The organism is Ideonella sp. P3_A4, from assembly GCF_056403075.1.
In genome coordinates this window covers 1-13438 of sequence record NZ_JBFUGE010000134.1, presented here as the reverse complement: position 1 = coordinate 13438, position 13438 = coordinate 1, and the positions used below count along the sequence as shown (strand labels likewise).

General features: G+C 68.6%; 13 protein-coding genes. 5 read left to right on the top strand and 8 right to left on the bottom strand.

Annotated elements, in window-relative coordinates:
* Positions 1-1184: ATP-binding protein (locus AC1DYI_RS14170; protein ID WP_477204764.1), on the bottom strand; the 1184-nt coding region annotated here is incomplete at its 3' end.
* A 167-nt stretch (positions 1185-1351) separates the two neighbouring features.
* Between AC1DYI_RS14170 and AC1DYI_RS14165 the strand changes: the two genes are divergently transcribed.
* Together AC1DYI_RS14165 and AC1DYI_RS14160 are read left to right on the top strand one after the other, a co-directional pair.
* Positions 1352-1519 carry a hypothetical protein gene (locus AC1DYI_RS14165; RefSeq protein ID WP_477204763.1) on the top strand — a complete coding sequence of 56 codons (168 nt, stop codon included), beginning with the start codon at positions 1352-1354 and terminating at the stop codon, positions 1517-1519.
* Between the two features lie 52 nt (positions 1520-1571).
* Entirely contained in the window at positions 1572-1745 is a 174-nt protein-coding gene (locus tag AC1DYI_RS14160) for a hypothetical protein (RefSeq protein WP_477204762.1), read from the top strand.
* Between the two features lie 10 nt (positions 1746-1755).
* On the opposite strand, the gene dtd is transcribed toward AC1DYI_RS14160, so the two are convergent.
* From dtd to tyrS, 4 genes are all read right to left on the bottom strand, one after another.
* Positions 1756-2211, bottom strand: coding sequence for a D-aminoacyl-tRNA deacylase (gene dtd / locus AC1DYI_RS14155; protein WP_477204761.1), 456 nt, complete (start codon positions 2209-2211; stop codon positions 1756-1758).
* Positions 2208-3098 carry a cation diffusion facilitator family transporter gene (locus tag AC1DYI_RS14150; protein ID WP_477204760.1) on the bottom strand — a complete coding sequence of 297 codons (891 nt, stop codon included), beginning with the start codon at positions 3096-3098 and terminating at the stop codon, positions 2208-2210. Before AC1DYI_RS14150 ends, dtd begins: the two co-directional genes overlap by 4 nt.
* A gap of 331 nt (positions 3099-3429) precedes the next feature.
* On the bottom strand, positions 3430-3903 hold the full coding sequence (locus tag AC1DYI_RS14145; protein WP_477204759.1) for an FKBP-type peptidyl-prolyl cis-trans isomerase: 474 nt from the start codon (positions 3901-3903) through the stop codon (positions 3430-3432).
* Between the two features lie 25 nt (positions 3904-3928).
* Positions 3929-5161 carry a tyrosine--tRNA ligase gene (gene tyrS / locus AC1DYI_RS14140; protein ID WP_477204758.1) on the bottom strand — a complete coding sequence of 411 codons (1233 nt, stop codon included), beginning with the start codon at positions 5159-5161 and terminating at the stop codon, positions 3929-3931.
* A gap of 345 nt (positions 5162-5506) precedes the next feature.
* On the opposite strand from tyrS, the gene AC1DYI_RS14135 reads away from it, so the two are divergent.
* The 3 genes from AC1DYI_RS14135 (at position 5507) to AC1DYI_RS14125 (ending at position 9065) form a co-directional block, all read left to right on the top strand.
* A complete protein-coding gene (locus AC1DYI_RS14135) occupies positions 5507-6877 on the top strand; it encodes a peptidoglycan DD-metalloendopeptidase family protein (RefSeq protein ID WP_477204757.1) in 1371 nt (456 codons plus the stop codon).
* A 39-nt stretch (positions 6878-6916) separates the two neighbouring features.
* Positions 6917-8047: an anhydro-N-acetylmuramic acid kinase gene (locus tag AC1DYI_RS14130; RefSeq protein ID WP_477204756.1), complete on the top strand. Its 1131-nt coding sequence runs from the start codon at positions 6917-6919 to the stop codon at positions 8045-8047.
* Between the two features lie 232 nt (positions 8048-8279).
* Positions 8280-9065 carry a glycine zipper 2TM domain-containing protein gene (locus AC1DYI_RS14125; RefSeq protein ID WP_477204755.1) on the top strand — a complete coding sequence of 262 codons (786 nt, stop codon included), beginning with the start codon at positions 8280-8282 and terminating at the stop codon, positions 9063-9065.
* A 75-nt stretch (positions 9066-9140) separates the two neighbouring features.
* Here the strand turns inward: AC1DYI_RS14125 and lspA are convergent, their stop codons facing one another.
* From lspA to AC1DYI_RS14110, 3 genes are all read right to left on the bottom strand, one after another.
* Positions 9141-9644 carry a signal peptidase II gene (gene lspA, locus AC1DYI_RS14120; RefSeq protein ID WP_477204754.1) on the bottom strand — a complete coding sequence of 168 codons (504 nt, stop codon included), beginning with the start codon at positions 9642-9644 and terminating at the stop codon, positions 9141-9143.
* Positions 9644-12505, bottom strand: coding sequence for an isoleucine--tRNA ligase (gene ileS, locus AC1DYI_RS14115; RefSeq protein ID WP_477204753.1), 2862 nt, complete (start codon positions 12503-12505; stop codon positions 9644-9646). The genes lspA and ileS overlap by 1 nt, the downstream gene beginning before the upstream one ends.
* Before the next feature lie 243 nt (positions 12506-12748).
* On the bottom strand, positions 12749-13438 hold a 690-nt coding region (locus AC1DYI_RS14110), incomplete at its 5' end, for an FAD-dependent monooxygenase (RefSeq protein WP_477204752.1).

Sequence of the window (13438 nt, the reverse complement as noted above, 5' to 3'; positions counted from 1 at the left end):
CCGTGGAAGATGCCGAGACGGCGCAGCACCAGCTGCTCGTCGGCGCTCAGCAGTGCATGGCTCCACTCGATCGCGGCGCGCAGCGTCTGCTGCCGGCGGGGCGCGCCGCGGTTGCCGGTGGTCAGCAGGCGAAAGCGGTCATGCAGGCGCTCGCGCAGCCCGTCGACCCCCAGCAGCGCGCAGCGCGCGGCGGCCAACTCGATCGCGAGCGGGATGCCATCGAGCTGGTGGCAGATGTCGATCACCGCAGCCCGGTTGGCGGCGTTCAGCGCAAAGCGCGGTTRCACGGCCCGGGCGCGGGCCTCGAACAGCGCCAGCGCAGGTGCATCGGCGGTGGGCTCGTCGGGCAAGGCCAGCGTGCCCAGGCGCAGCACATGCTCTTCAGCCAGTTTCAGTGGCTCCTGGCTGGTGGCCAAGAGGCGCAATGTCCGGCAGGCATGCAACAGCGTGGTGGCCGTGGCCGCGACGGCGTCGACCAGGTGCTCGCAGTTGTCCAGCACCAGCAGCAGGCGGCGGTCGCCCAGGCGGGCCGCGAGCTGCTCGGCACCGGCTGGCGCATCGAGCGAGACGCCGAGCGCGCAGGCGATGCTGCTGGCCACCAGCGCCGGGTCGCTCACCGGTGCCAGCTCGACCAACCAGACGCCGTCCGCAAAGTCGGCCTGCAGCCGGTGCGCAGCGGCCTGGGCGAGCCGGGTCTTGCCGATGCCGCCGGCGCCGGCGATCGTCACCAGCCGGTGTTCAGCCAGCAAGGCGCAGACGGAGCTCAGATCGTCGTCGCGGCCGAACAGTGGTTCGTCAGCAGAGGGCAGATTGCCGACCTGTGCCGTCGGCACGGCCGCGTCGGGCGGGGCAGGGGGCTCGTCGTTGGCGGCGCCGTCGAGCGGGGCGGTGAAGCGGTAGCCGCGGCCGGGGATCGTTGCGATCGCCGAGGGCCCGAGCAGTTTGCGCAGGGCCGAGATGTGCACCTGCAGGTTGTTTTCTTCGACCACCAGGCCGGGCCAGACCACGTCGAGCAGCTCGTTCTTGCTGACCACCCGGTCGCGCCGCTCGGCCAGCGTGACCAGCAGGTCGAAGGCGCGGGCGCCCAGCTTGGCGGGCAGGCCGTCGACCAGCAACTGGCGGGCCGCGGGCTGGGCCACGAAGCGTCCGAAGGTGAATGCCTTCAGGGTGGACGAAGCTGCCATCACCCCTCCTTGTTTGGGCGCGAGCTTACGCCTGCGCCGCCAAGTCGCAAACGGGCGCGATTCAGAACGCTTAAGGCGGTGGCCAAGGACCTGAACAGCCTTCAGGAAGACAGTTCATCCATCGACAACGCACCACCCGGTGCAGCGAAAAGACCCAAGGACTTGCGATGAACACCGCCCCGATCAGCGCCCGCTTCTCCGCCGCCTTCGCCGCTGCCCGCATCACCTACACGCTGCTGCAGTTCCTGGCGCCGCTGGGTGGTGCCGCGACCGTGCCGGCACCGGTGGTGGCCCACGCCGCCGTACCGGCCGCCGTGGCCGCCGCGCTGCACTGAACCCGCTCGCCTTGGCCCTGTTTTCCCCAGCCCGCCCCTGAAAGGACTCTAGATGAACACGACCTTCACCACTCGCCTGATCGCCGCCACATTGGCCGCCGTCACGACCTTGTCGTTGCTGCTGGGCATGGTCCAGCTCGGTCAGCCGAGCGCCGACACCGACACCACCCTGGCACAGCAGCCGCAGCCGAGTCCGGTGGTGGTGGCCAGCACCGAACACCGCTGAGCTGGCGTGCTCAGGTGATCCGCAGCGGGATCGTCACCGGCCCATCGTTGACCAGATGCACCTGCATGTCGGCGCCAAATTCGCCGGCGGCGACCTGCGGGTGCGCGGCGCGGGCTCGCGTCAGCAAGGCCTCGTACAGCGCGCGGCCTTGCTCGGCTGGCGCGGCGCCGGTGAAGCTCGGGCGGTTGCCGCCTGAGGTGTCCGCCGCCAACGTGAACTGCGAAACGATCAGCAAGCCGCCCGGCGTGCCGGTGCCATCCAGGTCCTGCACGCTGCGGTTCATCTTGCCGGCGTCGTCGCTGAAGATGCGCAGCTTCAGCAGCTTGGCGAGGAACTTGTCGACCTGCGCTTCGTTGTCCGTAGGCTCGGCGCAGGCCAGCACCAGCAGGCCGGGGCCGATGGCACCTACCGTGCGGCCGGCGATATCGACGCGCGCTTCACGCACGCGCTGGATGAGTCCGATCACAGGAATTCCCTCTCTTCGCCGAGATGGGCCTCGACGTCCATCGGCAGCAGCTGGATGCTGGCCCGCAGGCCGGGCACCGCGCTCATCAGCGCCTGCTCGACATCGGTGCGCAGCGCGGAGGCGCGTTGCAGCGTGCAACTGGCCGGCATGTGCATGTGCAGGTCGACGTAGCGGCGCGCGCCGGCGCGGCGCGTGGTCAGGTGGTCAAAGCGGATGGTGGGGTGCGCAAAGCCGGCCAGCACCTCGTCGATCGCCGCCTGCTGTTCGGGTTCGAGCGCGTGGTCCATCAGCCCATCGGCCGAGCGGCGCATCAGCGACGCGCCTTCGCGCAGGATGTTCAGCGCCACCAGCACTGCGGCCAGCGGGTCGAGCCAGGCCCAGCCGGTGGCCGTCACGCCGATCAACCCGACGACGACGCCAGCGCTGGTCCAGACATCGGTGATCAGGTGGCGCGCATCGCCTTCGAGCGCAACCGAACGGTGGACGCGAGCCGTGCGCAACATGCCCCAGGCCAGCGCGCCGTTCATCGCCGAGCTGACGATCGACAGCGCCAGGCCCAGGCCCAGTGACTGCAGCGGCTGCGGGTGCAGCCAGCGCTCGATCGCCGCTCCGGTGATGCCCAGCGCCGCGGCGATGATCAGCACGCCCTCGAAGCCGCTGGAGAAGTACTCGGCCTTGTGGTGGCCGTAGGGGTGCTCTTCGTCGGGCGGCCGCGCGGCCAGCGTCACCATCGCCAGCGCGAACATCGCACCGGCCAGGTTGACCAGCGATTCGAGCGCGTCGGACAGCAGGCTCACCGAATCGGTCAGCCACCAGGCCCCGGTCTTCAGCACGATTGTCGCCACCGCGGTAGCGACCGACAGCTTCAAATAGGAGGCAACCTGCATCCGGCGATTGTCTCTGCCGTGGATCCGTACTGAGCGCGTAATGCCACCGCTCGCATCTTGCTGGCACGCGTGCAGGGCTTCGACCAGCTCAGCCAGAACGGGGAGGGTAGAGGCCCGCCCCCACGGTGACGTGGTGATCGGGGCGCGCGCGTAGCGTCGCCCCCTTCAAGTGGCGTGCGCGGATCCAGCTTTGCYGGTCCGCTGCGCGAGCCCCCTCGGGGGGCCGAGGYCGGACATGAACAGTCCTGAGGACTGTTTGTGCCTACCGAGGGGCCGAGCCTCTGGCTCGGCGCGGCCTGCAAGGCAGCCCCTGGCAAGGGGCGTGGGGGCTTTATCTCCCTGCGATACCGATCAATTCGACGTCAAAGTGCAGCGTCGCATTCGGCGGGATCACGCCACCGGCGCCCTTGGCACCGTAGGCAATGCCTGGCGGGCAGATCAGCTTGGCTTTGCCGCCGACCTTCAGCTTCTGCACGCCTTCGGTCCAGCAGGGGATCACGCGGTTGAGCGGGAACTCGGCCGGCTGGCCGCGGGTGTAGGAGCTGTCGAACTCCTTGCCGTCGGGGAAGGTGCCGCGGTAGTGGACCTTCACGGTGTCGGTTGGGCTGGGGCTGGCGCCGCTGCCTTCACGCAGCGAGCGGAAGACCAAGCCGCTGGGCCAGGTTTCGCTGCCGTCGGCAGCCTTCGTGGGGCCGGCCGTCGAGGCGGGTGCGGTGCCACTGACAGGCTCGACCTGTGCGTGGGCGGCCAACCCGGCGAGGGCCAGCACGGAAACAACGACTGCGATTTTTCTGGAACGGTTCATCGGGATCTCCGCGAACGTGATGGACTCAGGACAGGGTGATGCGCGCGAATTTGCGCTTACCCACCTGGGCGACGAATGTACCGGCCTGAAGTTTCAGGCCCTTGTCGGACACGACCCCGCCGTCGATGCGCACACCGCCTTGGTCGATCAGGCGGTTGGCCTCGGCGGTGCTGGGCGTCAGTCGCGYCGCCTTCAGCAGCGCACCGATGCCGATCGGGGCCCCGGACAGCGAGACCTCTTCGATCTCGTCCGGGATGCCGCCTTTGGCGCGGTTTTGGAAATCTGCTTCCGCAGCCTCGGCGGCCGACGCGTTGTGGAACCGCGTCGTGATCTCCTTGGCCAGCAGGACCTTAGCATCCTTCGGATTGCGGCCCCCCGCGACCTCGGCTCTCAGCGCCGCGATCTCGGCCTCGGAGCGGAAGCTCAGCAGGGTGAAGTAATCCCACATCAGCGTGTCGCTGATCGACAGCAGCTTGGCGAACATCGTGTTCGCGTCTTCGGTGATGCCGATGTAGTTGTTCTTCGACTTCGACATCTTCTCGACGCCGTCCAGCCCCACCAGCAGCGGCATCGTCAGGATGCACTGCGGTTCCTGGCCGTATTCGGTTTGCAGCGCGCGGCCGACCAGCAGGTTGAACTTCTGGTCGGTGCCGCCGAGTTCGAGGTCGCTCTTCAGCGCGACGGAGTCGTAGCCCTGCATCAGCGGGTACAGCAGCTCGTGCACCGAGATCGGGGTATTGGCCTGGAAGCGCTTGGTGAAGTCGTCGCGCTCCAGCATCCGGGCCACGGTGTACTTGGCCGCCAGCTGGATCATGCCGCGGGCGCCCAGCGGGTCACTCCATTCGCTGTTGTAGCGAATCTCGGTCTTTTCCGGGTCGAGCACCAGGCTGGCCTGGGCGTAGTAGGTTTTGGCGTTGGCCTCGATCTGCTCGCGCGTCAGCGGTGGGCGGGTCGCATTGCGGCCCGACGGGTCGCCGATCATTGAGGTGAAGTCGCCGATCAGGAAGATGACGGTGTGCCCCAGGTCCTGCAGCTGGCGCATCTTGTTCAGCACCACCGTGTGGCCGATGTGGATGTCCGGCGCGGTCGGATCCAGCCCCAGCTTGATTCGCAGCGGCTTTCCGGTGGCTTCGGCGCGCTGCAGCTTCTTGACCCAGTCGGCCTGGGGCAACAGTTCGCTGCAACCGCGCAGGCTGATGGCGAGCGCTTCTTGCACAGAATTGCTGAGAGGTGTGGCGCCGATCACGAGTTCCGTCATACAAAAGTCACAAATTGCAAACTGGGGATGGCGCCGTAAGGGTCTTCGCTATACTCGCGCGACACCTGTTATGGGCTCCGATTCCCGCGTGAATCGCCCCGAACCGGTCGCTCAGGGCCATCGCGAAGGTGGCTTGAAGCGGCGGATTCTACGGGCCAGCCCCCTGCCCAGGGCCTGGATCCMGACCCTTTGCAAACCTTGAATGCCGGCTTTCAGCCAGCGTCGGGTTGAGCTTGTCGACCGCCGGGCGGGTTGCTGTTGCGAGGTGTTCATCTCCTTGCGGAATGAAACTGAATGTCTTTGGATTCCCGCGTTCCGGCGCCCGCTTCCACCCCACCGTCCTCGGTGCGGTCCGCCGTCCTCGCGGCGCGCGAATTTGTCTCCGCCCACCGCCGCGGCCTGGCCACGACGCTGGCTGTGCTGATGGCCGGTTTCGGCGTCACCGCCTTCGGTATCGCCCCGTTGGCGCCGGATGCAGCCGAACTGCCGCGCCGCCTGGTCACCGAATCGGTCGAGCCTGAAGGCCTGAAGGGCCAGCTCGAAGCCCTGGCCGATGCCGATCTGCAACTGCGCCGCAGCGAAACCACCCGCGCCAGCGACACGGCCGACAGCCTGCTGCGCCGCCTTGGCGTTGTCGATGCCGAAGCTGCCCAGTTCCTGCGCGCTGACCGCACCGGCCAGCGCGTCTTGAACGGCCGACCCGGCAAGATGGTGTCGGCCGAGCTGGACGACGAAGGCCGGCTGCAGACGCTGGTCGCCCGCTTTGCGACCGAAGACGACGGCAGCTCGACCGCGCCGTCGCGCTTTCAGCGCCTGACGATCCAGCGCGGCTCGAACCGTGGCTTCAGCGCGCGGATCGAAACCGCAGCACTGGGCGCCAGCACGCGGTTGGCAGGCGGCACGATCCGCAGCTCGCTGTTCGCGGCGACCGATGACGCCGGCATCCCCGATGCAATCGCGGTGCAGATGGCCGAGATGTTCTCGACCGACATCGATTTCCACCGCGAGCTGCGCAAGGGCGACGCGTTCAGCGTGGCCTATGAGGCGCTGACCGCCGACGGCGAGCCGATCACCTGGAACCAGGGCAGTGGCCGTGTGCTGGCCGCCGAGTTCGTCAACAACGGCAAGAGCTACCAGGCCTTGTGGTTCGGCAACTCCGAAGGCAAGGGCAGCTACTACGACTTCAAGGGCGAGAGCAAGCGCCGCGCGTTCCTGGCCAGCCCGATGGAGTTTTCGCGCGTGACCTCGGGCTTCTCGATGCGCATGCACCCGATCCTGCAGACCTGGCGCGCGCACCTGGGCACCGACTACGGCGCACCCAGCGGCACCCCGGTGCGTTCGGTCGGCGATGGCGTGGTCGAGTTCGCCGGTTGGCAGAACGGCTACGGCAACGTCGTGCAGCTCGCCCACAACGGCGGCCGCAGCACCTTGTATGCGCATCTTTCGCGCATCAACGTGAACAAGGGCCAGCGTATCGAGCAGGGGCAGAACATCGGCAACGTCGGCGCCACCGGCTGGGCCACCGGGCCGCACCTGCACTTCGAATTCCGCGTCAACGGCCAGCACCAGGACCCGCTGAAGATCGCCAAGGCGGCCGAAACGGTGGCGCTCGATGCCACCCAGCGCCCGCGCTTCGCCCAGTGGGCGGTGGCAATGAAGACCCAGCTCGAAGCGGCTGACGAGCTGCAAGGCGTGGCCGGCGGTCGCGGCGAGTAAGCCGCCGCCGTCAAACCGCTGCCGGCCACAATCCGGCACATGGYGATCTATATAGGCTTGATGTCCGGCACCTCGCTGGACGGGGTGGACGGGGTCCTCGCGCGGTTTGCCGATGACCCTGCGCGCCACAGCATCGATGTGCTGGCGCATGCCCACCGCCCGTTTGCGCCCACCTTGCGCGACGAACTGCTGGCGCTGAACAGCGCAGGCGACAACGAACTGCACCGCGCCGCCTTGGCCGCTAACGGCTTGGCGCGAGCACAGGCTGAAGTCGTGAAGGCGCTGTTGGCCGAGACCGGCGTGGCGCCCAGCGCGGTCACGGCGATCGGCTCGCATGGCCAGACGCTGCGGCACCGACCGGGCGAATTCGACGCCACTGGCTACACGATCCAGATCAACCAACCGGCCTTGCTGGCCGAGCTGAGCGGTATCGACGTTGTGGCGGACTTCCGCTCGCGCGACGTGGCCGCCGGTGGCCAAGGTGCGCCGCTGGTGCCGGCCTTCCATGCCCAGGTCTTCAGCCTGCCTGATGCGCCCCGCGCTGTGCTGAACCTCGGCGGTATCGGTAACCTGACGCTGCTGCCCGCTGGCCACGATCCACAAGGTGCGGTGCGCGGCTTCGACTGCGGGCCGGGCAATGCGTTGCTGGACCATTGGGTGCAGTTGCACCGTGGCTTGCCTTACGACGAGGACGGCGGCTGGGCCGCCAGCGGCCAGGTGTTGCCTGATCTGCTGGCTGCACTGCTGGCCGAGCCCTTCCTGCAGCGGCCGCCGCCCAAGAGCACCGGCCGAGACCTGTTCAACGCGGCCTGGCTAGGTGCCCACCTCACCRCCTTCATGGCCGCCGAGCCGGCTGACGTGCAGGCCACGCTGGCCGAGTTCGCCGCCCGCGCTGCGGCCGATGCGCTGCGCCGCGAAGCCCAGGGCACCACCGACTTGCGCGTGTGCGGTGGTGGTGCGCTGAACCGGCACCTGATGGTGCGCTTGGCCTCGTTGCTGCCCGGTGTGGCGGTCGGGTCGACGGCGGAAGCTGGCTTGCCGCCGCTGCAAGTCGAAGCCGCCGCCTTCGCCTGGTTGGCCCGAGCCTGCGTGCTGCGCCAGCCCGGCAATCGCGCCGAAGCCACCGGTGCCCGCGGGCCGCGCGTGTTGGGCGCGATCTACCCGGCCTGAGGCTCTACGCGGCCTGGGCGAGCGCCCCTGCGTGGGGCGGCACGGCCCGTGCTTGCTGCGTGCACAGCACCCGCCTGAAGCCGGCGCATCCGGTTCAACCTGTCCCTTGGCCGTGGTACAGGCGATGCATTCGGATACTTGTAACTCGGACGCTGCGCGCAGCATGTGCTCTGTGCAGATCGGGGTGCCACGCGGTGTGGTTACCTCGGCGACCAGATTGGAGGGTTCTCTGATGCATCCATCCACCGCAGCCGTTCGGCCCCGGCCGACCCAAGCGTCATTTCCCCGCAGTGCCTGGCTGGTGATCGGCCTGCTCGGCACGACCGTGGCCGCCCTCGGCGCGGCCCTGGTGATCCGCTCCCCCGCCCACGCGCCGAGCGAGGAGCCGGCGGTGCCGGCTGCCCTGGTGGCGAACGCCGCCGACACGGTGCAGGACCCATCGGCACCGAAGCCGCTGCCTGTCGCCGGTGATGCAGCGGCACCGATGCCCGCCGAACAGGCGACGCCGGCACCGACCACGGCCACGAAGCCGGCGGCGCGGCCGGCACACCCTGTGCCCGCCACCGCCTCACGCGACGGCCAGTCTGTGGCGCCGGCGCCTTCCAGCCGTGGCGAAAGTCACAGCACGCAGCAGGCCATGGTGTCGGTTTGCAACAGTTGCGGGGTCGTCGAGGCGGTCGAACCTGTGCAGCACGAAGGCAAGGCCAGCGGCGTAGGCGCCGTGGCCGGTGGTGTTGTCGGTGGCGCGCTAGGCAACCGCATGGGCGCGGGCAGCGGCAAGACCGCGATGACCGTGCTGGGTGTGGTCGGCGGCGGCTTGGCCGGCCATGCGATCGAGAAGAAGGTCAAGACCGAGACGGTCTACCGCGTGAAGGTGCGGATGGAAGACGGCTCGCTGCGCAGCGTGACGCAAGCCAAGTCGATGGCTGTCGGCACGCACGTGACGGTGCAGGGCGAGACGCTGAAGGTGACCCCGGCGCCCGCGCAGACCGCACAGGTGGCGCGCAACAGCGCCTGATCCACCAGCTTCCACGGCTTCCAAAACGAAAGCGCCGCCCGATGAGGCGGCGCTTTTCTTTCTGCCCTTGGCAGATCAGCTCTTGCGGACCCGCAGCAGTTCGTCCAGCACCAGGCAGATCGCGCCCAGCGTGATCGCACTGTCGGCCAGGTTGAACGACGGGAACGCGCGACCGCTGTAGTGCAGCTGGATGAAGTCCACCACGTAGCCGTGGATCAGGCGGTCGATCACGTTGCCGACCGCGCCGCCCAGGATCAGCGCGATCGCGAAGCAGAACAGCTTCTGCCCCGGGTGCTTCATCAGCATCCAGACGATCACGGCCGACGCCGCCGCGCCCAGGCCGACGAAGAACCAGCGCTGCCAGCCCGAAGCGCCGGCCAGGAAGCTGAACGCAGCGCCAGTGTTGTGCACCCGCACGACGTTGAAGAACGAGGTGACCGTGCGGGTTTCGCCGATCTGGAAGTCACCGAGGATCAGCGTCTTGGTCAGCTGGTCCAGCAGGATCACGACCAGTGCGACACCCAGCCAGACCCACAGGCTGGGGCCGGACGACGACGAAGCGAACGAGCGGCGCGCCATCAGGCCACCACCCGTGTTTCGCCCGCGCCGTACAGGTTGCTGACGCAGCGGCCGCAGATCGTGGCGTGGGCCGCATCGGCGCCGACATCGTCGCGGTAGTGCCAGCAGCGGTCGCACTTGGCGGCGGAGCTCGGCGCCACGGCCACTGCGAGCGTGTCGCCATCGACCACGCTCACCGCCGACGTGATGGTGACGAAGCGCAGGTCATCGCCCAGCGAACGCAGCAGTGCCGCATCTTCAGCCGGTGCGGTGATCACCAGCGTGGCCTGCAGCGACGCGCCGACCGCACCGGTGGTGCGCACAGCCTCGATCTCCTTGTTCGCCAGGTCGCGGATCTCGTGCAGCCGCGCCCACTTGGCCAGCAGCTTGCCGTCCGGCGTCGGCAGCGGCCAGTAGGTCTCGGTGAAGATGGTCTGCTTCGACGCAGTGCCGTGCGCAAACACCTGCCACGCTTCCTCGGCGGTGAAGCTGAGGAACGGCGCCATCCAGCGCAGCATCGCTTGCGTGATGTGCCACAGCGCCGTCTGTGCACTGCGGCGCGCCAGGCTCTTCGGCGCGGTGGTGTACAGGCGGTCCTTCAGCACGTCGAGGTAGAACGCGCCCAGGTCTTCCGAGCAGTAGACCTGCAGCTTCGCAACCACCGGGTGGAACTCGTACGCGGTGAAGTGCTTCAGGATCTCGGCCTGCAATTCGCTCGCGCGGGCCAGCGCGTAGTGGTCGACCTCGAGCATCTCGTCGGCGTCGACCGAGTCGGTCGCGGCGTCGAAGTCGCTGATGTTGGCCAGCAGGAAGCGCAGCGTGTTGCGGATGCGGCGGTAGCCGTCGACCACGCGGTCGAGGATCTTCTTGTCGCCGGCGATATCGCCCGAGTAGTCGCTCGCGGCCACCCACAGGCGGATGATCTCGGCGCCGAGCTTGCTGCTGATTTCCTGCGGCTCGATGCCGTTGCCGAGCGACTTGCTCATCTTGCGGCCTTGGCTGTCGACCGTGAAGCCGTGCGTCAGCAGGCCGCGGTAGGGCGCGCGGCCTTCAAGCGCGCAGGCGATCAGCAGGGCAGAGTGGAACCAGCCGCGGTGCTGGTCGTGGCCTTCGAGGTACAGGTCGGCCTCGGGCCCTTGCTCGTGGTAGCCCAGCGTGCCGGCGGCGTCCTTGGCGTGCGTGCCGCGCAGCACGTGCTGGAAGGTCGAGCCCGAGTCGAACCAGACCTCCAGGATGTCGCTGCTCTTGGTGTACATCGGCGCATCGGCCGCGCCGAGGATCTCTTCGGCCGTCACGCGGCTCCAGGCCTCGATGCCGCCCTTTTCGACGATGTCGGCCGCCTGGTCGAGGATCTCCATCGTGCGCGGGTGCAGCTCGCCCGAGTCCTTGTGCAGGAAGAAGGGCAGCGGCACGCCCCAGCTGCGTTGGCGCGAGATGCACCAGTCGGGCCGGTTGGCGATCATGTCGCGCAGGCGGGCGCGGCCGTTCTCGGGGAAGAAGCCGGTCTGGTCGATCGCGTCGAGCGCCACCTGGCGCAGCGTCTTCGGCGCCTTGTCCTTGGTGAACACGCCCTGGCCTTCGTCCATGCGGATGAACCACTGCGCCGCGGCGCGGTAGATCACCGGCGTCTTGTGGCGCCAGCAGTGCGGGTAGCTGTGGGTGATCGTCTCGGTCGCCATCAGGCGCCCGGCCGATTTCAGCGTGTCGATGATGACCGGCACGGCCTTCCAGATGTTCTGGCCGCCGAACAGCGGGAACTGCGGCGCGTACGAGCCGTTGCCCTGCACCGGGTTCAGGATGTCGTCGTACGCCATCCCGTGCGAGACACAGGAGTTGAAGTCGTCCACGCCGTATGCGGGCGACGAGTGCACGATACCGGTGCCGTCATCCGCGGTCGCGTAGTCAGCCAGGTAGATCGGGCTCAGGCGGTCGTAGCCCGCGTCGACGTGCGCCAACGGGTGCTTGAAGTGGATGCCACCCAGGTTCTCGCCCAGCGCCGTCGCAACGACGCGGCCTTCGAGGCCGAAGCGCGCGAGGCATTTCTCGACCAGCACCGCGGCCAGCACCAAGAAGCCCTTGGGCGTCTCGACCAGTGCGTACTCGATCTTCGGGTTCAGGTTCAGCGCCTGGTTGGCGGGGATCGTCCAGGCGGTCGTCGTCCAGATCACCGCGAAGGCGTCACCGGCCAGCGACGGCAGGCCGAACGCGGCCGCGAGGCGGTCGTTCTCGGCGCACAGGAAGGCCACGTCCAGCGTCTGGCTCTTCTTGTCGGCGTATTCGATCTCGAACTCGGCCAGTGACGAGCCGCAGTCGAAGCACCAGTAGACGGGCTTCAGGCCGCGGTAGACGAAGCCGCGCTCCATCACCCGCTTGAACGCGCGGATCTCGCCGGCTTCGTTGGCGAAGTCCATCGTGCGGTACGGCCGCTCCCAGTCGCCCAGCACGCCCAGGCGCTTGAAGTCGACCATCTGCTGCGCGATCTGTTCGGTCGCGTAGGCGCGGCTCTTGGCCTGCATGTCGTCGCGGCTGATGTTGCGGCCGTGCTTTTTCTCGATCGCGTTCTCGATCGGCAGGCCGTGGCAGTCCCAGCCGGGCACGTACTGGGCGTCGAAGCCGGCCAGCTGGCGGGCCTTGACGATCATGTCCTTGAGCACCTTGTTGACGGCGTGACCCATGTGGATCTGGCCGTTCGCATACGGCGGGCCGTCGTGCAGGATGAACTTGGGCGCGCCGCAGCGCGCTTCGCGCAGGCGCTTGTAGGTGCCTTCGTCTTCCCATTGCTTGACCCAGCCCGGCTCGCGCTTGGCGAGGTCGCCGCGCATCGGGAAGGGGGTGTCGGGCAGGTTCAGCGTGCTGCGGTAGTCGGGCGTGGCATCGGTCATGGCGGTGCGCGCTTGGGTCCAGCGCGAGGCGATTCAGGGCGGGAAGGTGGGTGCCGCCGGGCGTGGCACCCTCGAGGGCGAACGGCGCGGGGCGCCGCGACGCAGCTGGGCTGCGTCAGGCCTGAATAATTCGATCGCGCGTGGTCTGCCGCCGCGTGGCGGTGTGCCAGCGGGGTGTGGTGGGGCGAACGGTGCTCAAAGGCATGGGCCGATTCTAGCGGCCGGGCGCCCGCAGGACGTCGCTCAGCTTGCGGACGCGGGCGCGAGGCTGACCCGGTGGCGGGTGATCCAGGCCAGCGGATCGCCGCCCTGGCGCGCCAGCCGGCGAAAGACCAGCCTCAGCATCAGATCGCGCACGATGCGGCCAAACGGGCCGGGCGTCTTGCCGCTGCCGTTGCGCCGGCCCTGTGCGACGACGGCCTCGACGCGCTTGCGCCGCTCGTTGTCGTAGGCCGAGAAAGCCGCATCGACGCCCGGCGCGTCGCGCAGGCAGCGCGCGAGCACGATCGCGTCCTCGATCGCCATCGATGCACCCTGGCCGGACGAGGGCGAGGTGGCATGCGCCGCGTCGCCGACGATCAGCATCCGGCCGCGGTGCCAGCGAGCGACCTGCGGCAGGTCGTAGGTGGCCCAGCCGGCGATCGGGCCTTCGGTGGCGCGAACCAGCGCGGCGGCGGGGGATTGGTCGCCCTCGACCAGGCTCAGCACCTTGTCCCGCCACTGTTCCGGCGTGATGCACGCCAATGCGTCGCGGTCCAGTTCCTGCGGCTGCGAGATGTTGGCGAACCACCAGACCTCGCCGTCCGGCCGCGGCACGAAGCCAAAGAAGCAGCGTTTGCCGAACACCATGCGCATCGTGCCGGCCTGCACGCCGGTGGCGACGCCGCGCGCATAGCCGCCGACATTGAGCAGTGGCACGTAGCGCCCGGCGGG

Coding starts and splice junctions, on each gene's coding strand:
- AC1DYI_RS14145 (WP_477204759.1), bottom strand. CDS start 3,903: ATGAACCGTTCCAGAAAAATCGCAGTCGTTGTTTCCGTGCTGGCCCTC.
- ileS (WP_477204753.1), bottom strand. CDS start 12,505: ATGACCGATGCCACGCCCGACTACCGCAGCACGCTGAACCTGCCCGAC.
- AC1DYI_RS14125 (WP_477204755.1), top strand. CDS start 8,280: ATGCATCCATCCACCGCAGCCGTTCGGCCCCGGCCGACCCAAGCGTCA.
- AC1DYI_RS14150 (WP_477204760.1), bottom strand. CDS start 3,098: ATGCAGGTTGCCTCCTATTTGAAGCTGTCGGTCGCTACCGCGGTGGCG.
- AC1DYI_RS14160 (WP_477204762.1), top strand. CDS start 1,572: ATGAACACGACCTTCACCACTCGCCTGATCGCCGCCACATTGGCCGCC.
- AC1DYI_RS14165 (WP_477204763.1), top strand. CDS start 1,352: ATGAACACCGCCCCGATCAGCGCCCGCTTCTCCGCCGCCTTCGCCGCT.
- lspA (WP_477204754.1), bottom strand. CDS start 9,644: ATGGCGCGCCGCTCGTTCGCTTCGTCGTCGTCCGGCCCCAGCCTGTGG.